Raw genomic sequence first — 22516 nt, forward strand, 5'->3', positions numbered from 1 at the left:
TACCAGCCCCACCGAGGGTTTAGTCTAGGCCTGCTGGGTCTGGGTACGCGCTGGACGCAATTCACGCGGCAGGGAGAAAATAAGATCCTCCGTTGCCGTCGTCACTTCTTCCACATCGTCATATCCTTGCTCCGCGAGGAGCTCCAGCACACCTCGCACCAACAACTCTGGTACTGACGCTCCGGAGGTGACTCCCACCGAAGTCACTCCCTCAAGCCACGCCAAATCCACCTGGTTGGCATAATCCACCAAATAGGCGTTCTTGGTGCCATGTTGCAGAGCAACTTCTACCAGGCGCTTGGAATTGGAAGAATTCTGTGATCCCACCACGATCATCAATTCAACCTGTGGCGCAATAGCCTTCACTGCCACCTGACGGTTCTGAGTGGCATAGCAAATATCGTCGGATGGGGGATCCTGGATGTGCGGGTACTTCTCGCGCAATAGCTTGACCGTATGCATGGTCTCGTCCACACTCAGAGTGGTCTGAGATAGCCAAATCAACTTGGTGTTTTCCGGAAAATCCAGTGCGTCTACATCTTCCTTACCATCCACGAGGTGGACAACATCCGGCGCTTCACCGGCCGTTCCCTCTACCTCTTCATGGCCATGGTGACCGATAAGGATGATCTGATAGCCCTGCCGCGCGAAACGCTTCACCTCTTGGTGGACTTTGGTGACAAGCGGACAGGTGGCGTCGAAAGTTTTCAACTCCAACTGGCGAGCTTCCTGATGCACCAAAGGGGACACACCGTGGGCAGAGAAGACAACGTTGGAACCCTTCGGTACCTCAGTGGTCTCATCGACAAAGATCACACCTTGATCTTCGAAGGTTTTCACCACATGCTTGTTATGCACGATCTCTTTGCGCACATAAAGCGGGGCACCGAACTTCTCTAGCGCTTTTTCTACGGTCTCTACAGCCCGATCGACACCGGCGCAGTAGCCGCGAGGAGCTGCAAGCAAGACACGCTTGGCGGATTGCTCCGAAGAGGGTTCCTGACTTGCGGTTTTAATGTTCTCAGCAGAGTGTGTTGAGGTCATGAATGCCATGGTAGTACACACCGTGAGCTCCAAGCAGCCACCCTTTGTCTCGTGGCTTAATACAATGAACAACCGTGACAAATAATCAGCACACGAATGCTACATCTGATGGCGCACAAACCACTGATGGTGCACACGCCACTGCGGCACCTCGCGCAGCAGAGCCCAGCCCCGATGCACCATGGCCGGTCTCTCAGCTCAATGCGAAGGTGAAGCAATGGATCGAGCGCCTCGGCCATATCTGGGTTGAGGGACAGGTCACTCAGGTCAATATGAAGCCCAGTTGGAAGCTGTCCTATGTAACCCTGCGTGATGTAGAGCAAGAAGCCTCCGTTCAGGTCACCCTCAGCACCTCCACTCTGCGTAGTCTCACTACTCCCCTCAACAATGGGGATCGGGTGGTGATGTATGGAAAGCCTGCCTTCTATGCAGGTCGTGGGTCCTTTTCTTTGTGGGTAACAAGAGTTCGGCATGTGGGGATCGGCGAACTTCTTGCCCGTATTGAAGAGCTCAAGCGCGCCCTTGCTGCGGAGGGCTTATTTGATCCCCGTCTGAAACGCCCACTCCCCTTTCTTCCTCGACGCGTCGGCCTCATCACTGGACGCGGATCCGCCGCAGAACGCGACGTTCTTTCCGTAGCACAAGATCGGTGGCCTGCCGTCCAATTTGAGGTCATCAACACGGCGGTTCAAGGTCCAAATACGGTACCTGAAATACTAGCCGCGCTGGAAAAGCTCGAGTCCAACCCCGACGTCGATGTCGTCATTGTGGCACGCGGCGGCGGGTCTGTAGAAGACCTCCTGCCTTTCAGCGAAGAGGCGCTATCACGTGCTGTGTCGCGTATGACCACCCCGGTGGTTTCTGCGATTGGACACGAGCCAGACAATCCCGTCTTAGACCACGTGGCCGACGTACGCGCTGCCACTCCTACCGACGCCGCGAAACGGGTCGTTCCAGATGTCCTCGCGGAAAAACAGTACGTCATGGAATTGCGGCAACGCGCAGCAGGTGCACTGCGTAGCTGGGTTGCGGGAGAAAAACGTTCCCTCAGTGATCTTCGTTCCCGGCCGGTACTGGCCGACCCTCTCTTGCCAGTCACCCGCCAGCGAGAAATCATCGAAGAAGCGCTCCAACGAAAGGATCGCGCCTTAGGCATGACAGTACGTGAGAAGCGCAACCAAATCACGTCTCTGAAAGCACAAGTCAATGCACTGGGACCCTCGCAGACACTGGCACGCGGTTATTCAATTGTTCAAGTTGTACCCCGTGATGGCTCTGGTCCTGCGGTAGTCACGACGGTCAACGATGTTCAGCCTGGTTCACAACTGCGCATTCGCGTCGCCGATGGAGCCATTACGGCAGCTGCCATGGCGGTGCAAGCGGCACCTGGTGGCACGGAACAAGACACTACAAAAACAGAATGAAAGGCAAGAGATCAGCTATGACGGAACAACAACAACAACAATTCCGACCTGTCGAAGAACTGAATTACGAGCAAGCTCGTGATGAGTTGGTGGAGATTGTAAAAATCCTGGAGTTAGGGCAGATGAGCCTTGACGAATCGCTCAATTATTGGGAACGCGGCGAAGAGCTCGCCGCATATTGTGAAAAATACCTCGATGGCGCTTCTACTCGTATCGAAAAAGCTCTCGAACACCGAAAAGACGCGGAGGATGATACCGCCTAAACACCCATGGCAGATCTCACGGGCGCTTCATTCTAGGAATGAGCCTTTTCAACGGGCTGTGCCTCCACCGTGTGTTCGGCAGCGGTTCGCATCAGATCGTCCGTAGCCATGCCCTTGAGGATGAAGCGAACGTCACCATTATCAGCAACCCAGAGAGGTCGTACGTCGTCCCCCTCGAGAACGTGCCACTGCTTACCCCCAATGTTTTCGATGCGCACTTCGTCGCGATAGTCATCATCCGGATGCATTGCATCCTTGAGATCAGCAGGGGTTTGTGTCAAGGAGATGTATTTATCTCCATCAATAACCCAGCCCGTAAGCACCGAGGTTTGCTTAGCTACTTGGGTGCGTCGCTGCGAATTCGGAACCCACCCATCGGGCATCGTAACGATGCGAATTGGAAAATTTAAAGCCTGCGCATCCATGTGCAAAATGTTGTCCACATCAACCTCATGAACCGGTCCGGATTGATCCGGCCCGCCGGGTTTCACCGAGCATAAGCCGGTAAAACCGACGACGAGGAACATCGCCAGAAGCAAAACGCCCAACGACAGCACCATGTCCTTTGCGGACTGAAACACGCGAGGTTTTTCGATACGCACGCCCGCCATTATTCCATTAAGCACCCCCAACCCCCTAATAGGTGAATCGAAAACTGCCCGAAAGAGTTCTGGGGTGACACAATGGAGGGGAACGCCAAAAGTTTTTAAGAAAACACGAAAAGGTTGGTGCGCATGTCCGCCGAAGCAAACATCAACAGCTCTGTGTCCTCCTCTCCCGAGGCTCCAGACCGTAACCTCGCAATGGAGCTCGTTCGCGTTACGGAAGCCGCAGCGCTGGCCTCCGGTAAATGGGTTGGCCGTGGCCAGAAAGAGTCTGGTGATGGCGCCGCCGTGGATGCAATGCGGCAGCTGATCAACTCCGTCAACATGAACGGCGTCGTCGTCATTGGAGAAGGTGAAAAGGATGAAGCCCCGATGCTGTTCAACGGTGAACAAGTCGGCACGGGACATGGCCCCGCCGTGGACATCGCCGTCGATCCGGTAGATGGAACCACCCTCATGGCCGAAGGACGCCCTAACGCTATTTCCGTGATCGCCGCGGCAGAACGTGGCTCCATGTACGACCCATCTGCAGTGTTCTACATGGAGAAGCTCGCTGTTGGTCCCGACGCCGTTGGTGTCGTCGACATCGAAGCTCCTGTCGCCCACAACATCAAAGCCGTGGCTAAGGCTAAAGGGACGGTTCCTGGCGATATCACTGTCGTCGTTTTGGATCGGCCACGCCACCTTGATCTCATCAAGGACATCCGTGAGGCCGGAGCAAAGGTTCGCCTGATTGGTGACGGCGATGTCGCAGGCGCTGTGGCTGCAGCTCAGGATTACCGAACCAACTCCGTAGACATCATGATGGGCATCGGCGGTACCCCTGAAGGCATTATCACCGCTTGTGCAATGAAGTGCATGGGTGGGGAGATACAGGGCAAACTGTGGCCAAAAGACGAAGCCGAACGCCAAAAGGCTCTGGACGCCGGCCATGACCTCGACCAGGTGCTCACCACCAATGACTTAGTTAGTTCCGACCACTGCTACTTCGTAGCAACTGGTGTGACAAACGGTGATATGGTGCGTGGCGTTTCCTACCGCAAGAATTCCGCCGTTACCCGCACCCTGGCTATGCGTTCCAAGTCCGGGACAGTCCGTTACATCGAGTCCGTACACCAGCTACAGAAGCTGCAGGAGTATTCCGTCTTGGATTACACCCGGCGGTAAACATCCGGTGCGATAATCCCTGTCACCCTAGGCAGCTACCCCGCATAGAGGAAAGAACCGCGGTTCTCCCTTAAAGTTTTTCGGGAGAGGAAACTAATCCCCCCATTTGGCCCGTCATGGCAGGTTCACCCTCGCAGGTGAACCTCCATGGCGGGTATTCTCTATTAAGAGAATTCATCTACCAGTGAAGGTGGCTTTATACATGAGCGATCAAGAGTTCCGCATCGAACACGACACGATGGGCGAAGTTAAGGTTCCAGCTAAAGCGCTATGGCGTGCACAAACCCAGCGTGCAGTGGAGAACTTCCCAATTTCTGACCGTCCACTGGAGTCGGCTCAGATCCGCGCGATGGGCATGCTGAAGGCAGCGTGTGCTCAGGTGAATAAGGATCGTGGTCTGCTGACCAACGAGCAGGCGGATGCCATCATCTCCGCTGCAAAGGAAATCGCTGAGGGTAAGCACGACGCAGAATTCCCCATCGACGTATTCCAGACTGGTTCTGGTACCTCTTCCAACATGAACACCAACGAGGTCATCGCTTCCATCGCGAAGGCCAACGGTGTGGAAGTACACCCGAACGACCACGTCAATATGGGTCAGTCCTCGAACGACACCTTCCCAACCGCCACTCACGTTGCCGCCACGGTTGCTGCAGTCGATGATTTGATTCCTGGCCTGAAGGTTCTGCAGGAGTCCCTCGCTAAGAAGGCTTCCGAGTGGGAACACGTGGTGAAGTCCGGCCGTACCCACCTGATGGATGCTGTCCCCGTAACCCTGGGACAGGAATTCGGCGGCTACGCGCGCCAGATTGAAGCCGGTATTGAACGTATCGAAGCAACGCTACCTCGCCTAGGCGAACTGCCTATCGGTGGTACTGCGGTAGGCACCGGCTTGAATACACCTGCTGACTTCGGCGCCAATGTTACGGCAGAGCTGATTAAACTCACCGGCGTTGACGCCCTTAAGGAGGCAAAGAACCACTTTGAAGCTCAAGCAAACCGTGACGGCCTTGTAGAGTTCTCCGCAGCGATGCGCGGTGTAGCTATTTCCTTGAACAAGATTGCCAATGACATTCGCTGGATGGGTTCCGGCCCACTGACCGGTCTGGGTGAGATCCATCTCCCAGATCTACAACCAGGTTCATCCATCATGCCGGGTAAGGTCAACCCTGTTCTCTGTGAGACCGCTACGCAGGTAGCAGCTCAGGTGATCGGTAATGATGCTGCCGTCGCCTTCGGTGGCGCTAACGGACACTTTGAGCTGAACGTGTTTATTCCTGTTATGGCTCGTAACGTTCTTGAATCCGCCAAGTTGCTCGCCAACACCGCTCGCCAGTTCGCGACCCGTTTGGTTGATGGCATCGAGCCGAATGAAGAGCGTATGCGCACTCTGGCAGAGTCTTCTCCGTCCATTGTGACTCCTCTGAACTCAGCCATCGGCTATGAAAACGCAGCGAAGGTCGCCAAGACTGCTCTGAAGGAAGGCAAGACTATTCGCCAAACTGTCATCGACATGGGCTTCGTCGACGGCGAGAAGCTCACAGAAGAAGAGCTGGACAAGCGCCTCGACGTTTTGGCTATGGCAAACACCGACCGCGACTAGTCCTTCGCTGGATGTCCGGCTGAGTCTTGGCTGACTCCCACTCCAGTTCCTCCCCTCTGCCAGGCACTCCTGGCGGAGGGGAGTTTCCGTTAGAAATACAGTGTGTGCAATATTTCACACGGTTTTAGTATGCGCCGCGGACAGGCGTAAAATCCCTCACGTGAACGATCGTCCAACTCTCTCACACTATCCGGTAGAAGGTGCAGCGAAGCCTGACCTGGAAAAGATGGGGCTACGCGAGCGCAAGCGACGTGAAACGTACCTTCGGATTGAGGATGAAGCCACGCGTTTGTTTCTCGAGAAGAGTTATGACGAAGTCACACTAGAGGAGATCTGCGAAGCCGCAGTCGTTTCCCGTCGCACGTTCTTCAATTACTTCCAGTCCAAAGATCATGTTGCTGTAGGCACTGTGCCTCCCTCTCTGACGGACGAGGACTATGAGAAGATTGCGACTTTCACTGTTCCCGAAGGCATGTCCATGACCGGTGCCATCTTGAGCATCATGGCTCAGCGGCATATCGATCATGCTGAGGCCATGGGAATACAGTCAATAAACCCGGAACTTTCTGCGCTCATCTCGCAGCGTCGTATTGAAATTCTGCGTCGAAACCCAACGTTGGGTCTTTCTAAATTAAATAGCTTCGAAAAGATTCGTGCGAGGTTGGCTGATGCCCTTTTGCGCAATTTCGAAGCTCACCCAGAACATCGCTCTTTGCCAGATTCTCCTCCCCAAGAGGAGGCTCGTATTTCCGTCGTCGCCATCATCGTGAGCCTGTGGACTTCTTCCACGCTCGTCCCAGAGCGACCGGAAGCACACCTGACAAGAGATACGGTGCAATCTACGGTGGACAAACTTTACACAATTTATTCGTCGATGACCGACGACAAGCTTTTTCCTGCCGCCCCCACGGACCACTAAGAGCCAACCCTGCGTTGGCTTCGTCCCGGAGGACGACACCTTCACACCATTCGCTACAGAAAGGTTGCTAGTTGTCAGATTCCACTAGTGCTCAGGTGCCTACTACCGGCACCACTCCGGTATCTCATCCTGAGAAACCAAAAAACAACGTTCCTGTCGTTGTCACATGTCTCATGCTGGGCATGCTTCTTTCATCCTTAGGGCAGATGATTTTCTCTACCGCATTGCCGACAGTGGTCGGTGAATTGGGCGGTGCCTCCCATATGTCCTGGGTGATTACCGCGTTCATGCTGACGATGACCATTGGCATGCCGGTGTATGGGAAACTCGGAGATCAGGTTGGTCGCAAGCCGCTGTATCTCGGGGCAATTGTTCTGTTTTTGATCGGCTCCGTTGTGGGTGCCCTGTCTCAAAATATGGCGACGATGATCGCCGCACGCGCTATCCAAGGATTGGGTGGCGGTGGCCTGATGGTGTTATCCCAGGCCATCATGGCTGATGTGGTGACCGCTCGTGACCGCGGTAAGTACATGGGATTGATGGGCGGTATCTTCGGCTTATCATCCATCCTTGGCCCGTTACTGGGCGGATTCTTTACCGACGGCCCAGGTTGGCGCTGGGCTTTATGGTTTAACATCCCGCTCGGTTTGATTACTTTGGCTATCGCTACCTTCGCTCTTAAACTCCCTCGCCGCCATGGTCAGGCAACTTTGGATTTGTGGGGAACGGTGACGATGGCTATCGCCACCACCTGCTTGATACTTACCGTCACGTGGGGTGGCCGCGATTATGCTTGGGATAGCACAGTGATCCTCAGCTTGATCGCTACGACAATTGTTACAGGCGCAGTATTCGTCTTCATCGAGCTGCGTCACGCCAATCCTCTGATTCCGATGACATTGTTCACCAGACGGAACTTCTCCCTCACCACGGTTTCAGGCATCATCATGGGCGTGGCTATGTTCGGCACGCTGAGCTACCTGCCCACTTACATCCAGATGGTTCACAACTTGTCCCCTACTGAGGCGGGACTGATGATGATCCCAATGATGGTAGGAATGATTTTCACTTCCACTGTGGTGGGACAGGCCGTGAGCCGTTCAGGCAAGTACAAATGGTATCCGGTGATCGGGATGGTGATCATGAGCGTTGGCTTGTTCTTCATTGGCCAGCTACATGCACACGATACGCTGGTTCATCTTGGCGTGGTGGAGTTCGTGATTGGTATCGGGCTGGGTATGACCGCTCAGACCCTCGTGTTGATCGTTCAAAATACCTTCCCTCTGCGGATGGTCGGTACGGCAACAGCCTCCAACAATTTCTTCCGCCAGATCGGCGGTGCTCTTGGTGCCGCTATAGTCGGCTCCTTGTTCATGCACCGTGTCACGGATGAACTCCAGCAGAATTTGCCGGGTGCTATTAAGCAACTGGGTCCGGAAGGCGCGAAGTATGCGGAGATGTTCTCTCACGGAGGTACAGGCTCGTTGACCCCTGCCCTTGTTCAGCAGATTCCCGACGCCCTGCGTGAGGTCATCATCAATGGCTATAACGACGCGCTGGTTCCTATCCTCGGCTCTATCGCCCCGCTGGCAATCATCGCAGCGATTGTGCTCGCTTTTGTTCGGCACGAGCGTCTCAAGACCACCCTGGAACGGGATTAAAAACATGGTGACGGGGCGGATATGGTTGCCTGCTGCCCCATTGTTTTTCTCTTCACCGTTGCATGCCCATCACCGGTGAAGCTCGCGCCAACCTTCGCGTCGCGCCGACCTTCGCGTTCCCCATTAACGGTAATTTTCTTAACGGTGGCTTTCCACCGTCATCCACTTACCGCCTGCTTTGATGGGCTTTCTTGCTATTTAACGACGCCGCCCCTGACCCCTCGGATTTCTCCGAGTAAGGTCAGGGGCTGTTGCTATTGAAGCGAACGCGTACCATGAAGAGTCATCGCTAATTGCGCGTACGGCTTGATGCTTCCTCATTGACGCACACGCCCGGTGGTCTAGTCACAATTACACGGTTGGGTTCGATCTTCTTCTTCACGGTTCTGGTAGGCCTCCCACGCGGGACCACCTTCCAGGATGATTTCCATGAGCATATTATCGCGCCACGTACCTGCTTTAGGTCCGTATTCCATCATGGACATGCTGTGCAATACACCGACTGGCGTAAAACCGCGCGACTCGTGGAGTTTCATGGATCCTACATTGTCCGGGAAGATGTGTGAGTGCATCGCCCAGTAGCCCTGCTCTGCAGCTGATTTAAGAAGGTGATCCAGCAGGCGACCTGCCACACCTTTGCCGGTAGCATTTTCGGAGACATAGATGGAGTCCTCAATCACGCCTTTGAATACCTCACGGTGACTGATCGGTGAGGCGGTTACCCATCCAAGAATCTCTGGCTCATGTTCGGTATCGGATTCTTCGGCCACGTATGCAAGATTCATCAAACGGTTACTCGTAAAAGCTTCCCATTCAGGAGCTTTACGCTCATACGTGGCCTCGCCAGTGTCCATGCCTGCTTGCAGGATGGCTTGTACTTGTGGGTAATCAGCTTCTGTCATCGGACGAATGCTGATGACTGCTTTTTCCGCGGAAGTCATAAGAGAATTGTGCATCACGTGTGCCTGGATGTGCCATTAATTCGGCAATGTCTATGCTTTTATTCCCATTGTTGGGGGTCACCTGTCTAGTGCATTCAACTCCGGCACGGTATTTCCACACCCTGACGAGTGGTACTAACCTGCCCGACCCCTTACTCCCCCTGACGAGTGGTTCTAAAGTTCGCCTCATCCTCACGCCTTGACGAGTACTTCTAGGATTCCGATCTCATCTCCTCTGACCTCCCCTAGTGGCAAACTCGCACATATCCCTGTTCAATTTCCCCTGGATTTCTCCGCGAGGTACACACTCTTATGGTGAAGAAAATCCACGCGTAAACCCCACCTCACGCGTAAACCCCACCTCACGCGTAAACCCCACTTCACGCGCGAACCCCCACTAATGCCGTGTCGCACCCGCGAATCACGTCGCGGCACGCACTCGAACCACTCCCACTGCGCCGCATGAAAACGTATGTGGAAATGATGAGCGCACCGGCGATATAGGACCGACGATACGTGGATGGGTAGCAGAAGAGGGGGTTTTATACAGCCGGACCACGTGACTAGTAGCTCATAAGTCTCCGCACTAGCCGCGATTGCGCCATGCCATAGGAATCACATGTGTTACTTCATGTCAATGGTGTCGGTGTATTCACCGTTTTCACCACGAGCCCACTTGATAGTTCCGTGTTCGAAGGTCTGAGTCCAGCCCTGAGCAGTGTCGCCCTGCTCTGGAGCAGTTGGAAGACCAACCTTGTTATCCAGGCCACCACCATTGACCCAGGTCTCACCGATCTTACCGATGAGCTTCACTGCGCCATGCTCCTTAGAGTTAGCAACCCAACCCTTGTCGAATGTTGCCAGTGTGCCCTTGTCGTTATTTTCAACGTTCTTCAAGGCACCCAGTGCACCGGTCTCTCCGCCTTCGTTATCCCACAAGGTCTGGATCTCAGCTGGCAGCTTGTCCTTGCCCTCGGAACCTTCAGCTTCGTTGGAGGAGGTAGCCTCGCTAGCGGCAGAGTTAGCAGCCGAAGAGGCCTCGTTGGCAGCGGAACCAGCGGCCGAGGTTGCCTCGTTAGCTGCAGAACCGGCGGCGGAGGTAGCGTCGTTTGCGGCTTCCTTGGCGTCAGAGCAAGCGGCAGCACCCAGCAGCAAGGCAGCGCCGGAAGCAAGAGCCAATGCAGCGCGACGAGTATTAGAGACGTTAATAGCCATAGTCAGTAAATCTCCTTCTTGTGGAACAGTTGTCGGATAAACGTCACAGGTCCGAACCACCTCCATGCACCGTCAGTGCGCATCCCCGGTGACGACGCCAGCCGAGTGGAAACGCTCACGCGTGACTTCACCGTGACCAGAGACGACTACTAACACGGAGAGCACCGGCACTTTCGCTACGAAAAACCGGCAAGGACAGTGATCCGTTAAACGTTTTTCCGCTTAACTCCACCCATTCCTACAGATTTTTCACTCGGGTAGTCACACTCTGAACCCAAAAGAAGCTCAATTGATGCGGAACCGTAACCAAATGTAGCCATTATGTGATCTGCTACTTTTGTTGTCTTTTACCGTTCGAACTGGTGTTTTGTTGCCTGGAGCTACGAGCTTTGCGCCCACGGCAAATTCCTACAAAATCTTGAACGAAATCGTCGTCTCGGTCGATTTTCCACACTGCCGCGACTCGCGTACGGCCGACAGACGTGGCGTCGAGAAGATCACGGTGCACCACGCCAGGCTGATTAATAGCTCGGAGAAGAGGCCGGGGAGCAATAGCCACACCCACATTGGCCTCTACCACCTGAAGCGCTTCGCGAACCTGTGTGGAATCGACCTCACCGCTTAACGGGGTCGTATATATTTCCATCTCCCCTTCCAATTCCGCGTGACGTACGCGATCCATCACCTTAATTGGGTGATCTTTTGGAGCAGCGACGCCTACCTGTTCCTCATAGAGCACTACCTGGTGGAACACGTACTTATCGACATCGGCCGCACCCAAGCGCACTAATGCGAGATCGGCCACTCCCCTGTCTACATATTTCAATGGGTCATCCGCCGCTGCTCCAGCCACACGCCACCCTGGTACACGCTCATCAAAGCGAGCAAACCACTTATCCGGCTGCACACCGGGACTAAAAACCACGCGCAAGAATTGGGGAGACATGTGGTTCATTGTAAGGGGGCGTTAGGATGGCCGTTGTGAGCTCTAATAACCAGAATTCCGGTCCTCTTATGAAGCCCCTCACCGCAGCGAAGAAATTGGGGATCCATCTGCCTGCAACCCCGCAGGAGTTTCAGGACACTGCACTGACCCATGATGCCTTTGTCGAACTGCAGAATAACCCGCCTGAATGGTTGCAAAAGCTGCGACGCGAAGGACCACATCCTCGTCCAGAGGTCGCCCGCAAATTAGGTATCACCATCAGTGCCCTCAAGAAGCACGACATGGATAAAGCTCTGACCACGGCAGAGATTAAAGAACTTTTAGAGAATCAACCCGCTTGGCTCAGCACCTCGCGTCGACAGCACGCTGAAGAACGCGAGCGCCAGCTGAAGACAAAAGACAACGGGGAAAGCGCTAGCTGAACACACCACAACAAGGAAACGAAAACAAAGAACACGAGGAGACCCAAGCCCCTTAGAGATTTTCTCGAGTTCTCCGCAAAAGCACATTCCGCTCGCCATGTACTCACCAGGACGGAGTAGGAAAAAGCAAGAGGCTCGCCTCCCCCTAGGACGGAAACCGAGGGAGGCGAGCCTCTTTGTGCCTAGTTTCTGGTGACGAGCCTGAAACTGTGCCTATTCAAAAGGTTGGTATCGCAGAGCCTTCATTGCGCGAGTGACGAGTTCGCGCCGGCTGCACAACGGATACCTCACGCCGCGTCGGTTTGAAATCTGCACATGCGCCTACTGGAGCATAAGGCATGTGCGGTGTGATCTCTCACCACGCCACCCAGCGAGAAGAGAACCGGATGGCTCAGCGGCTGATCCACAACTGCAGTGCATCCCAGGTGACTAGCCTGTGACACATTGATCAGGTTAGCCAGGCCTCACTTATTCTGTCAACCTTTTCGCAACATATTTGTTTCATAAATCGCTTTATCGCAGGTAAACGATACAAAATTGATGGAAATATTCTCTCGTTCACCCCCGATCGATTGACATCAACCCTCCCCCAGCACACCTTCGCTAGAAGATCACACACCCATCGAACCACTCACGCGACCACAATATGTGGATCTATTAGCACTAACAGCACTAAACCACTATGGTTATAAGTATTGAGAGGTGTAGGTCACATTGACCTTCGACTATCTCCTAAACCATACTTTTGGATTCTGCAACCACCAGAGAGGGTGCTATGAAGAACTACCTGCCACGCGATATTTTCGAAGAAGAACACAACATGTTCCGCGAGGCCGTTCGCGACTTCGTCGAGGCTGAAATCCGCCCAAATGTTGAGCGCTGGCATGACCAAGGTTACTGCGACCGCGAACTTTTTCAGAAGGCCGGCGCCCAGGGCCTGCTGGGCATGATGGCACCTGAAGAATACGGCGGCGGCGGTATGACCAACGACTACCGCTTCAATGCAGTCTTGTCCGAGGAATTGGCCAAGGCTGACTCCGGTTCCGTCATCGTGGGTATCCAGACCATTAACGACCTGGTCATCCCTTACCTGGATCGCTTCGGCAACGATGAGCAGAAGAAACGTTTCCTCGCACCTCTGTGCGCCGGTGAAAAAATCGCCGCTCTTGCGATGACCGAGCCTGGTGCAGGCGCCGACCTCGCTGGCATCCGTTCCTTCGCCCGCAAGGACGACAACGGCGACTACATCCTGAACGGTGCTAAAACTTTCATCTCTAACGGTATCCAGGCCGACTTCACCCTCGTCGTTGCGGTCACCAACCCAGAGGCTGGTCGCGCCGGCGTCTCAATGCTGATCGTCGAAGACGGCATGGACGGATACACCAAGACCGGTCCGCTGAAGAAGGTAGGTCTGAAGTCTCAAGACACCGCAGAGCTGTCTTTCGAGGACGTCCGCGTTCCAAAGGAAAACCTGCTGGGTGAAGAAGGCGCCGCATTCGGCTACCTGCGCACCAACCTGGCTCAGGAGCGTCTGTCCATCGCAGTTGGTTCCATCGCCACCTCCCGCCGCGCTCTGGATCTGGTAATTAAGCACTCTGAGGATCGTAAGACTTTCGGTCACCGCTTGATTGATCACCAGGCATACCGTTGGGAGCTCGCCAAGATGGCGACCGAAATCCAGGCAGCGCAGTCCTTCGTCGACGCCGCCATCATGGAGAAGGTTCGTGGCACCCTGGACGAAGTCACCGGTGCAATGACCAAGTACCACACCACCGAACTGCAGATTAAGGTCGTTAACCAGGCTCTGCAGCTGCATGGTGGCTACGGGTTCATGATGGAATACCCAATCGCTACCCACTACTTGGATTCTCGCGTCCAGCCAATCTACGGCGGTCCAAATGAGATCATGATTGAAATCATCTCCCGCAAGCTGGCAAAGGGCGACAAGTAACTCCCGAGCTCGCATTATCAAAAGGGCGATAAGTGAATAGCGATAAGTAAACACAAGCCCTAGGTTTCTGTCGGTCTCGCCTACAGAAACCAAAAGAAAACCCACCCATCCTGCACTGCCAGGACGGGTGGGTTTTCAGTATCTCGGTGCGTCAGCGCAGATCTAGCACATAAAAGAAACTCTCTGCGCATCAACACAGCTCTCGAGGTCCACACCGATTCGACAATTATGCTCCTGCGCACGCCACAGACCCACTGGGCAACGCCAAAGGAGCCAGCACAACGCCTACCTTTAGCTAATAAGCACTCCAGCAGCGCGAAGTTCCTCGCATGCTTCAGAAGCACCTTCTTCAGAAACCGGTGCACACAATTTCTCAATTACGGTGGTGTGAAAGCCAGCCCTCTGAGCATCTAAAGCGGTAGCTTTCACGCAAAAGTCAGTGGCAATGCCCACAACATCCACATGAGTAATCTCACGATCCTTCAGCCATTCCTCTAAGCTCTGAGTTCTTTTACGCAACGTCAAGCCACGTCCTTGGCCAGAATCGGCAAGAGCTTCACCAGGAACGCCACCCATCAGCGCTCCTAGAGCACTCGCAGCAGGAACCAGGTACCCCTCAAAACCCGAATAGGCCGCCGAGTATTCGCCCTTACGGAACCACGCCTCAATTGGCTCAGTATGCAAAGCCTTGAAGGGCTTGGCGCCATCTGATCCCGCCACGCAGTGAACCGGCCACGTCTCTGAATAATCTGGCTCCTCACCTTCCGCAACAAAATGGCCGGAGGGATCAATATGCCAATCCAGGGTTCCCACGATGTGATCGTACTTGGTGGCGTCGGTATCAAAATAAGAGGAGATAGCGGCGGCAACTTCGGCACCGCGTGCCGTTCCCAAAGAGCCGTCCACGAAATCATTCTGGACATCAACAACAATCAACGCGCGGCGAGACATCAGCTACACCAACTTCCAATCCTCAAGGCCCTCATACAGCGGGAAGTCCGCGGCGACCTTCTCCACGCGAGCGCGCAGATCAGCAACATCAGCCTTACCGGTAAGAGCGGTAGCAATAACATCAGCTACCTCGGTAAAAGCCGCAGTGTCCAGGCCGCGAGAAGCCAATGCTGGAGTACCGATACGCAAACCAGAAGTGACCATTGGTGGACGAGGGTCAAACGGCACAGCGTTACGGTTGACCGTTATTCCCACCTCATGCAGAAGATCCTCGGCCTGCTGGCCATCAAGCTGGGAATTACGTAGATCCACCAACACCAGGTGAACGTCGGTACCGCCAGTAAGAACCTGAACACCGGCAGCCTTGGTGTCCTCAGCAGAAAGCCGCTCAGCCAGAATCTGTGCCCCATCTAACGTCAGCTGCTGGCGAGCCTTGAACTCATCAGAGGCGGCGACCTTCATGGCAACAGCCTTCGCAGCCACAGCATGCATCAGCGGACCGCCCTGCTGCCCCGGGAAGACAGCAGAATTCAGCTTCTTAGCCCACTCCTGCTTTGCCAAAATCATTCCAGAGCGCGGACCGCCCAACGTCTTATGCACCGTGGTAGAGACCACATCGGCATGCGGTACCGGAGAGGGATGCACACCAGCGGCAACCAAACCAGCGAAATGTGCCATGTCCACCCAGAGCTTGGCGCCTACCTCATCCGCGATGGAACGGAACGCCTCAAAATCCTGGTGACGAGGATACGCAGACCACCCAGCGATCAAAACCTGTGGTTTTTCTGCTAGAGCCTGCTCACGGATCTTGTCCATATCCAGACGCATCGTATCTGGATCAACCTCGTACGCAACAACCTCGTAGAGCTTTCCCGAAAAATTCAGGTGCATGCCGTGCGTAAGGTGCCCGCCGTGAGCTAGAGACAGACCCATAATCTTGTCACCTGGATTGGCCAAGGCCATCAGCACCGCGGCATTGGCTTGTGCCCCTGCGTGGGGCTGCACGTTTACAAATTCCGCGCCAAACACCTGCTTCGCGCGGTTGCGCGCCAAATCCTCAACAACATCGACAAACTCGCAACCGCCATAGTAACGACGGCCTGGATAACCCTCAGCGTATTTATTGGTGAGAACAGAGCCCTGTGCCTGCAGTACTGCGCGGGGCACAAAGTTCTCAGAAGCAATCATCTCCAAGGTGTTGCGCTGGCGACCCAGCTCACCCGCGATGGCCTCTGCCACCTCCGGATCGAGCTCTGCAAGAGGCAGATTATGCTGGCGCGGTTCGGACATAAAATCTGGACCTTTCTAGGCAAGTTTCATCATCAGTTATTCACTGCTACCGCCATGATAACGTTCCACCGGCGTGCCGTTAAGCGTTGGGATGATTTCCCCTACCACTTAAGGAGGGTGCACAATAGGGTGCATGACTCAGCCCTCTCAGCAGCCCTTCGAGGTTTTCGGCGACGACCCGCGGGGATTCGGCGACTCCCACTTCGAAGCAGACTTCGCTGCCGACTTTGGATCAGAGGGCCAAGCGCCCGTCACAGATGAGAGCTTTGAAGCGGAATTTCCTGAGGGATACCGCAAACAATCAACCCCGGATAACAGCCCATACATCGAGATGCGGCGCGACCAGTGGTTAAAATTGCGCAAGTCAATGCCCCAGGTTCTCACCGAAGATGAGCTGGAACAGCTACGCGGCATCGGTGATGAGATTGACCTCGAGGAAGTCTCGGAGATTTATTTGCCCTTGAGCCGTCTCATCAACCTCCGTGTAGAAGCTCACCGCAAACTCAACGAGGTGTCTTCAACCTTTCTTGGGGAGTCTTATACCAAGGTTCCCTACATCATCGGTGTCTGTGGATCCGTAGCCGTCGGGAAGTCCACCACAGCCCGCGTGCTCCAGGTGCTATTGCAGCGCTGGGAGTCCAGTCCTCGAGTGGATCTCATCACCACCGATGGCTTCTTGCTTCCAACTAAAGAACTCGAAGAAAAGCGGTTAATGCACCGCAAAGGTTTCCCCGAGTCCTACGACCAAGCTGAACTGTTGCGCTTCGTCACGAAGGTAAAATCGGGGGCTCGCAACGTGACGGCTCCCGTCTATTCACACGAGGCATACGATCGCGTCCCGGACAAAGTCATCACCGTGGATCAGCCCGATATCCTCATCGTCGAAGGGCTCAACGTGCTGCAAACTGGCCCAACACTCATGGTCAGCGATTTATTCGATTTCTCCGTCTATGTCGACGCACGGCGCGAAGATATCGAGGATTGGTACATCGACCGCTTCCTGCGGCTAAAGAACACCGCCTTTCAAAAGCCCGACGCGCACTTCCACCACTTCGCCGATCTCTCCGACATGGAAGCCACTTTTGTCGCGCGCGAGATTTGGCAAACAGTCAATCTGCCGAATTTGATGGAGAATATATTGCCGACCCGCGTACGTGCATCATTAGTCTTGCGCAAAGGACCAGATCACCTCGTTCAAAAAGTGCGCATGCGCAAGATTTAATCCCAGAGGCGAAGTCCGTAATCCCAGAGGCGCAGAAGTTTTAGCCCAGCGGCGAAACGGCATTCCGACAAACCAGCAGAAAAACCGCACATTTCAGTGCCACTGCCGGCAGCCCTCTAGAACTATTAGTGCCGCTCCTGGTGCTACTAAAGACCAAAGCGACGATGACGAGCCGAATACGATCGCAACGCCCGTAGAAAATCGACGCGCCGGAACGCGGGCCAGTAGGTGTCTGTGAACCAGATTTCAGAATATGCGGATTGCCAGAGTAGAAAGCCACTAAGTCGCTGCTCTCCGCTTGTGCGAATCACCAAATCAGGGTCAGCCTGCCCCGAAGTGTACATGTGATTGCCCAGAGCCTCGGCAGTAATGCGTTCTGACATATCCTGCGCATTAACGCCCTGTTCAGCAAGCTCTTCAACGAGATCCTTCACGGCGTCGACAATTTCCTGACGGCCACCATATCCCACAGCGACGTTGACACGAACGCCGTGATGGTCTGCGGTGCGTTCCTCGTTCACCCGCAGGCGCTCCCGCAAATCCTGCGGTAGAAGGTCGAGATGCCCTACCGTACGCAAACGAAAATCAGCAGAATCCTTCGCTATCTCTTCAGCGACGTCTCCAATGATGCTGCACAGCAACTCTAGTTCCTCAGCGGAACGCTTCAGATTCTCCGTGCTCAACAGATAGATCGTGACTGTCTCAATACCGAGTTCATCGCACCACCGGCATAGCTCTGCGATCTTGGTAGCCCCAACTCGGTGACCATGGGACACATCTGTGAAACCGTTTTCACGCGCCCATCGCCTGTTGCCGTCAGCCATAATCGCGATGTGCTTTGGACTCGGCTTACCGCGTAACGAGCGTGCGAGTTGCGCCTCATAAGCGGGGTACAGGATATGCGGTATGCGAGCGTTCACGGCTTCAAATTCTACTGTCTCTACTGATCGTTCAACTTATCCTGTTGAGTTTCCGTTTGGGCGCGACGTTCAGCGTCAATAGCCTCTGCTCCCGTTTGAATACCCGACGCAGGTTCAAAACGAGCATCCGTCTGTGGAACCTCAGTACGTGCATACATGATGCCGCCCTTGGTGGTCTCTTCATAACCGGCTTCCTTCATAGCCTGTTCCAGACGCTCAGTATCGAACAAATCAATGCCATGTTTATCGGCAAAAGCCCGCCGACGTTCCAAGCGGCGGATGCGCTTATTCATGAGAAAGCCCAAAGCCAAAACGACCACCAGCAGAGCCAGGATCACGAACAGGCCGACAGGTGCGGCCTTGCCGAACTCTGGACCCATTGGGCCTTCATTGATCTGCTCCTGCGCAATGATCAGCGAAACGGTATTCATCGGATAGTCAGTGTCCTGTCTGAGGGTCAGTGATAGATCGTTCGATCCATGATGTACACAGTCCAGTGTGGTCTGTCTAGAGGCCAGCGAACAAGTCGGTTTCTGGAATGTGTGTTTCTACTCTACTTTTCGCTAACTCGAATTCCTCGGTAGGCCACACGCGACGTTGAATATCAAGATCCGCAACGAAAAACGGGCCGTCGGGATCAACCTGTGTGGCGTGGGCCCGTAATGCATCATCGCGCCGTTCAAACCACTCGCCAACCTCCACTCGCGTGGTCACGCGCGGATAAATGTCCGGCATGGCTTTCCACATACTGAGGCGGTCAAGAGCTGCCCGGGGAACATCCGAGCATTCGGAATGTTCTAACGCCGCCGTGAGCTCTCTTTCGATGAGTTCGAAACGTCGACTGACGAAACCGTGAGTGTAGTAAAGTTTCTTCACCTCCCACGGCTCCCCAAGTTCCGGGTGGTAGCTCGGGTCAGCAGCCGCATCCCATGCACGCATCGAGACGGCATGGACTTTGATGTGATCCGGATGGGGATAGCCACCATTTTCGTCGTAGGTGATGATCACGTGAGGACGGAAACTGCGCAGGTGCTCAACCACATCACGTACGACAGTTTCGGTGTCCTGCAAGGCAAAGCAGCCCTCCGGTAATGGGGGCAGTGGATCCCCTTCTGGCAGACCTGAATCTACATAGCCCAACCAAGAATGCTCCACGCCGAGAATACGAGCGGCCTTCGCCATCTCTTCTTGCCGAGTGCGAGACATATCGTCCACGTGCTCTATCTGCGGATTAAGGATGTCACCGCGTTCTCCACCAGTACAGGTCAACACACGTACTCGATGCCCTTCATCGGAGTAACGTGCCATAGTTGCTGCGCCTTTACTAGATTCATCGTCTGGGTGCGCATGAATGGCGAGCAGTCGGTAGCGCTGATCAGTGACACTCACAGCGTGCTCACTCCTTTTCGCCAGGTGTAACTGCCTGGCCTCGCGCCGGGCATAGTTTCCAATCCTCTTGCCCGGATTATGTACTGACAGAAGCTAGAAATAGGTGTCGTCTCCACTAACTTACTCTCCCCCGCTTACTTGCTTGCATTCCGGTCGCACCGTGTGGGTGTTATACGATGGAGCCATCATGAAAACGGTAGATACCCCTGTACTCAAGGAACGTTACGGCAACAGCCGCGACAACAACTTCGCCGGTAAGATCCTGGTCATCATCTTTGCTGCCATGATCATCGCCGCGGGTATCTACATCGTCTCTATGATGACGCGCATGAACGAAGCAAAGGTTGATGGCGTGGAGACCGGTGGAACCATCAACTCTGATCATTTACTCACTAGCCAGATCGACATCACCCGTGACGATCCTTCCAAAGCCGCATACTGCATTATCACGGCACTGAATTACGCCAAGGCTGAAGTGGGGCGTCGTGAAATTCTGCTTCCTCCTGGAGGCCAACGAGTCACCCGAGTGGAGATGCAGATTCCCACGTTCGAACGGGCTCATGCTGCCAAAGTCTACGGCTGTTCCAACACCATTCCACCCCATCTCAGCGAGGAAGCAACGGCTCGACAATAACACTGATCAGCGATAGATTGCACAGCCGAAAACGTTATCGGCCAGCGTGTATGCTGATTGCCATTCCTAAGCCCTCCCCTCTGCAATTTGTTCTCAAGCCCCTGCTTATTTGTTCTCAAGCCCCCCACCCCCAGCACATGACATGTGCCTAGCCCCTTCGCAAGAGAACTCATAAAGTGGGGTTCTTAGTGCTTAGTGCGGAATGCAACCTAAACCTCGTAAACCTACTCCCAGCGTTGACATAAAAGGTATGGCTAGCGTTACTCCTCCTGGTTACAGTGTTACACTGGCTCGGACTATTCACACCACGTACAAAGGATGTGTAACCACAATGGCAGATGACCAGACTCGCTGGCTCACCCAGGAGGCTTATGATCGCCTCAACGCTGAGCTCATTTCTCTCAAAGAGAACCGTCCAGTTCTGGCCGCTGAGATCAACGAACGTCGTGAAGAAGGCGACCTCAAGGAAAACGGTGGCTACCACGCTGCTCGTGAGCAGCAGGGTCAGGAAGAAGCCCGCATTGCCTATCTAGAGGAACTTCTAGACAGCGCCACCATCGGTGAAGCTCCCCAGGAGTCCGGCATCGCTGTCGTCGGATCCGTTCTCCACGTTTACTACGACGATGACGAGGACGATAAGGAAACCTTCCTGCTGGGTACCCGTGGCCTCGAAAGCTCCAATCCAGATCTGGAGACATATTCCACCGACGCACCACTGGGTGCAGCCATCGTTGGAGCAAAAGACGGCGAGTCTCGCGAATACCAGACCCCCAATGGTGAGACCGTAAAAGTCACCTTGATCACCGCGGAACCATACGACCCTGAACGTGACGTTCCTCGCTCCCAGCAGTAAAAACTCGAACCTGGCAGCTGCATGATGACGCAATCATGCAGGCGGCATCATTGAGATGTGAAGCCGCCACTGACAGAAAATCCCGCCTCTAGCCCTTGGGCTAGAGGCGGGATTTTCTGCTTTCACACAACTGCTATCCCAAAGAAGGAACCCTAGTCGTTTTGTATATAGCTAAGAAGGCGCAGAATTTCGGTGTAGAGCCACACGAGAGTGACTGCGAGTCCCAGTGCCACTCCCCAAGCCATCTGCGAAGGAGCTCCGGCACGCACCATCCGATCAGCCTGATCAAAGTCCAGCAAGAAGCTCATCGCTGCCAGGCCGATGCAGAGCAGGGAGAAAATCCACGAAATCGCGGAACCATCGCGCAACGGACCAGCCCCGTCGCCCAACAAACCAATGATCAAAGAACCGAGCGACATCACTAGAACGCCAATCATCGCTCCGACGAAGAAACGGGTGAATTTTGGAGTCACGCGGATAGCTCCCATTTTGTATACGAAGAGCATGCCTACGAACACGCCGATAGTTCCCAAAACAGCCTGGCCAATGATAGCCCCGGCATTACCACCCGCAATGTTCATTCCCGCCACGATGTAGGTGAAACCACCCACAAACAGACCTTCACAAGCCGCGTAGGCCAAAGTGACCACCGGGGAACCGTACTTCTTGCCGAAAGAAGCAATGAGGACAGCGACGAGGCCACCGATCATGCCCACGAAAGTAAGCATCATAGCTAGACCAGGGTTGTTCACTCCGATGAAGTAGTTCACAGCAGCCAAAACAACAATCACCGCCAAAGTGATACCCGTCTTGGATACGACATCATCAACCGTGATCGGGCGGTCAGCTGGTCCAGCGTGGCCATAATTAGCAGCTCCTTGGGCACCATATTGGTGAGCCGCAGTGGCTAACCCACCCTGGGCAGACGCCATCCCCTGCATTCCATAAGGGTTCTGTGGCCTCTGCTGGCCATAAGGGTTGTTCGGCTGAGCCCCCTGCGGGTGCTGGGCGAATGGGGACTGGCCCTCATCCTTGGCCAGCGCGCCCATGAACGGGTTGGAAGATCGTTGCATCTTATTCACTCCAAAAGTTGATC

At 54.5% G+C, this 22516-nt stretch carries 22 protein-coding genes; 11 read left to right on the forward strand and 11 right to left on the reverse strand.

The annotated features are described in order from the left end of the window. Nucleotides 1-24 precede the first annotated feature (24 nt). Complete coding sequence (locus tag GP473_RS06420) at nt 25-1044, reverse strand: 4-hydroxy-3-methylbut-2-enyl diphosphate reductase (protein ID WP_185770095.1); 1020 nt, start codon at nt 1042-1044, stop codon at nt 25-27. A 209-nt stretch (nt 1045-1253) separates the two neighbouring features. Between GP473_RS06420 and xseA the strand changes: the two genes are divergently transcribed. Continuing rightward, entirely contained in the window at nt 1254-2468 is a 1215-nt protein-coding gene (gene xseA / locus GP473_RS06425) for an exodeoxyribonuclease VII large subunit (RefSeq protein ID WP_246394988.1), read from the forward strand. 17 nt (nt 2469-2485) lie between these two features. After that, nucleotides 2486-2731: an exodeoxyribonuclease VII small subunit gene (locus GP473_RS06430; protein WP_186276737.1), complete on the forward strand. Its 246-nt coding sequence runs from the start codon at nt 2486-2488 to the stop codon at nt 2729-2731. A 32-nt stretch (nt 2732-2763) separates the two neighbouring features. Here GP473_RS06430 and GP473_RS06435 read toward each other — a convergent pair whose 3' ends face one another. Further along, nucleotides 2764-3357: a DUF4245 domain-containing protein gene (locus tag GP473_RS06435; RefSeq protein ID WP_246394725.1), complete on the reverse strand. Its 594-nt coding sequence runs from the start codon at nt 3355-3357 to the stop codon at nt 2764-2766. Between the two features lie 108 nt (nt 3358-3465). On the opposite strand from GP473_RS06435, the gene glpX reads away from it, so the two are divergent. The 4 genes from glpX to GP473_RS06455 all read left to right on the forward strand — a co-directional run bounded on the left by glpX (nt 3466) and on the right by GP473_RS06455 (nt 8686). Then, nucleotides 3466-4503: a class II fructose-bisphosphatase gene (glpX, locus tag GP473_RS06440; RefSeq protein WP_185770099.1), complete on the forward strand. Its 1038-nt coding sequence runs from the start codon at nt 3466-3468 to the stop codon at nt 4501-4503. Between the two features lie 202 nt (nt 4504-4705). Then, nucleotides 4706-6106, forward strand: a complete 1401-nt coding sequence (locus GP473_RS06445; protein WP_185770100.1) for a class II fumarate hydratase — start codon at nt 4706-4708, stop codon at nt 6104-6106. 160 nt (nt 6107-6266) lie between these two features. Beyond that, complete coding sequence (locus GP473_RS06450) at nt 6267-7025, forward strand: TetR/AcrR family transcriptional regulator (protein ID WP_246394727.1); 759 nt, start codon at nt 6267-6269, stop codon at nt 7023-7025. A 71-nt stretch (nt 7026-7096) separates the two neighbouring features. Continuing rightward, entirely contained in the window at nt 7097-8686 is a 1590-nt protein-coding gene (locus GP473_RS06455; RefSeq protein WP_260620030.1) for an MDR family MFS transporter, read from the forward strand. Between the two features lie 341 nt (nt 8687-9027). Here GP473_RS06455 and GP473_RS06460 read toward each other — a convergent pair whose 3' ends face one another. The 3 genes from GP473_RS06460 to GP473_RS06470 all read right to left on the reverse strand — a co-directional run bounded on the left by GP473_RS06460 (nt 9028) and on the right by GP473_RS06470 (nt 11788). Then, nucleotides 9028-9627, reverse strand: a complete 600-nt coding sequence (locus GP473_RS06460) for a GNAT family N-acetyltransferase (RefSeq protein WP_246394729.1) — start codon at nt 9625-9627, stop codon at nt 9028-9030. Between the two features lie 624 nt (nt 9628-10251). Further along, a complete protein-coding gene (locus GP473_RS06465; RefSeq protein WP_186276738.1) occupies nt 10252-10842 on the reverse strand; it encodes an LGFP repeat-containing protein in 591 nt (196 codons plus the stop codon). 331 nt (nt 10843-11173) lie between these two features. Then, entirely contained in the window at nt 11174-11788 is a 615-nt protein-coding gene (locus GP473_RS06470; protein WP_246394731.1) for a LysR family transcriptional regulator substrate-binding protein, read from the reverse strand. A gap of 68 nt (nt 11789-11856) precedes the next feature. Here GP473_RS06470 and GP473_RS06475 point away from each other — a divergent pair, with 68 nt between their 5' ends. Beyond that, entirely contained in the window at nt 11857-12210 is a 354-nt protein-coding gene (locus GP473_RS06475) for a DUF5997 family protein (protein WP_185770732.1), read from the forward strand. A 775-nt stretch (nt 12211-12985) separates the two neighbouring features. Next, nucleotides 12986-14161, forward strand: a complete 1176-nt coding sequence (locus GP473_RS06480; protein ID WP_185770103.1) for an acyl-CoA dehydrogenase family protein — start codon at nt 12986-12988, stop codon at nt 14159-14161. A gap of 291 nt (nt 14162-14452) precedes the next feature. Here the strand turns inward: GP473_RS06480 and GP473_RS06485 are convergent, their stop codons facing one another. Both GP473_RS06485 and glyA read right to left on the reverse strand, forming a co-directional pair. Continuing rightward, nucleotides 14453-15112: an isochorismatase family protein gene (locus GP473_RS06485; protein ID WP_185770104.1), complete on the reverse strand. Its 660-nt coding sequence runs from the start codon at nt 15110-15112 to the stop codon at nt 14453-14455. Nucleotides 15113-15115: 3 nt separating this feature from the next. After that, the gene (glyA, locus tag GP473_RS06490; RefSeq protein WP_185770105.1) at nt 15116-16402 is read right to left on the reverse strand and encodes a serine hydroxymethyltransferase; all 1287 of its coding nucleotides are present in this window, start codon (nt 16400-16402) and stop codon (nt 15116-15118) included. Nucleotides 16403-16535: 133 nt separating this feature from the next. Here glyA and coaA point away from each other — a divergent pair, with 133 nt between their 5' ends. Beyond that, a complete protein-coding gene (gene coaA, locus GP473_RS06495; protein WP_185770106.1) occupies nt 16536-17624 on the forward strand; it encodes a type I pantothenate kinase in 1089 nt (362 codons plus the stop codon). A gap of 146 nt (nt 17625-17770) precedes the next feature. Here coaA and GP473_RS06500 read toward each other — a convergent pair whose 3' ends face one another. From GP473_RS06500 to mca, 3 genes are all read right to left on the reverse strand, one after another. Then, nucleotides 17771-18544, reverse strand: coding sequence for an isoprenyl transferase (locus tag GP473_RS06500; protein ID WP_185770107.1), 774 nt, complete (start codon nt 18542-18544; stop codon nt 17771-17773). A gap of 20 nt (nt 18545-18564) precedes the next feature. Next, a complete protein-coding gene (locus GP473_RS06505) occupies nt 18565-18975 on the reverse strand; it encodes a hypothetical protein (RefSeq protein ID WP_185770108.1) in 411 nt (136 codons plus the stop codon). A gap of 76 nt (nt 18976-19051) precedes the next feature. Continuing rightward, the gene (gene mca, locus GP473_RS06510; protein ID WP_390625318.1) at nt 19052-19852 is read right to left on the reverse strand and encodes a mycothiol conjugate amidase Mca; all 801 of its coding nucleotides are present in this window, start codon (nt 19850-19852) and stop codon (nt 19052-19054) included. A gap of 268 nt (nt 19853-20120) precedes the next feature. On the opposite strand from mca, the gene GP473_RS06515 reads away from it, so the two are divergent. Continuing rightward, the gene (locus tag GP473_RS06515) at nt 20121-20567 is read left to right on the forward strand and encodes a DUF4307 domain-containing protein (protein WP_185770109.1); all 447 of its coding nucleotides are present in this window, start codon (nt 20121-20123) and stop codon (nt 20565-20567) included. 331 nt (nt 20568-20898) lie between these two features. Next, nucleotides 20899-21420: a transcription elongation factor GreA gene (gene greA, locus GP473_RS06520; protein ID WP_185770110.1), complete on the forward strand. Its 522-nt coding sequence runs from the start codon at nt 20899-20901 to the stop codon at nt 21418-21420. 152 nt (nt 21421-21572) lie between these two features. Here greA and GP473_RS06525 read toward each other — a convergent pair whose 3' ends face one another. Continuing rightward, nucleotides 21573-22493: a Bax inhibitor-1/YccA family protein gene (locus GP473_RS06525; RefSeq protein ID WP_246394992.1), complete on the reverse strand. Its 921-nt coding sequence runs from the start codon at nt 22491-22493 to the stop codon at nt 21573-21575. Nucleotides 22494-22516 lie beyond the last annotated feature (23 nt).

Source organism: Corynebacterium anserum, assembly GCF_014262665.1.
Taxonomy (GTDB): Bacteria; Actinomycetota; Actinomycetes; order Mycobacteriales; family Mycobacteriaceae; genus Corynebacterium; species Corynebacterium anserum.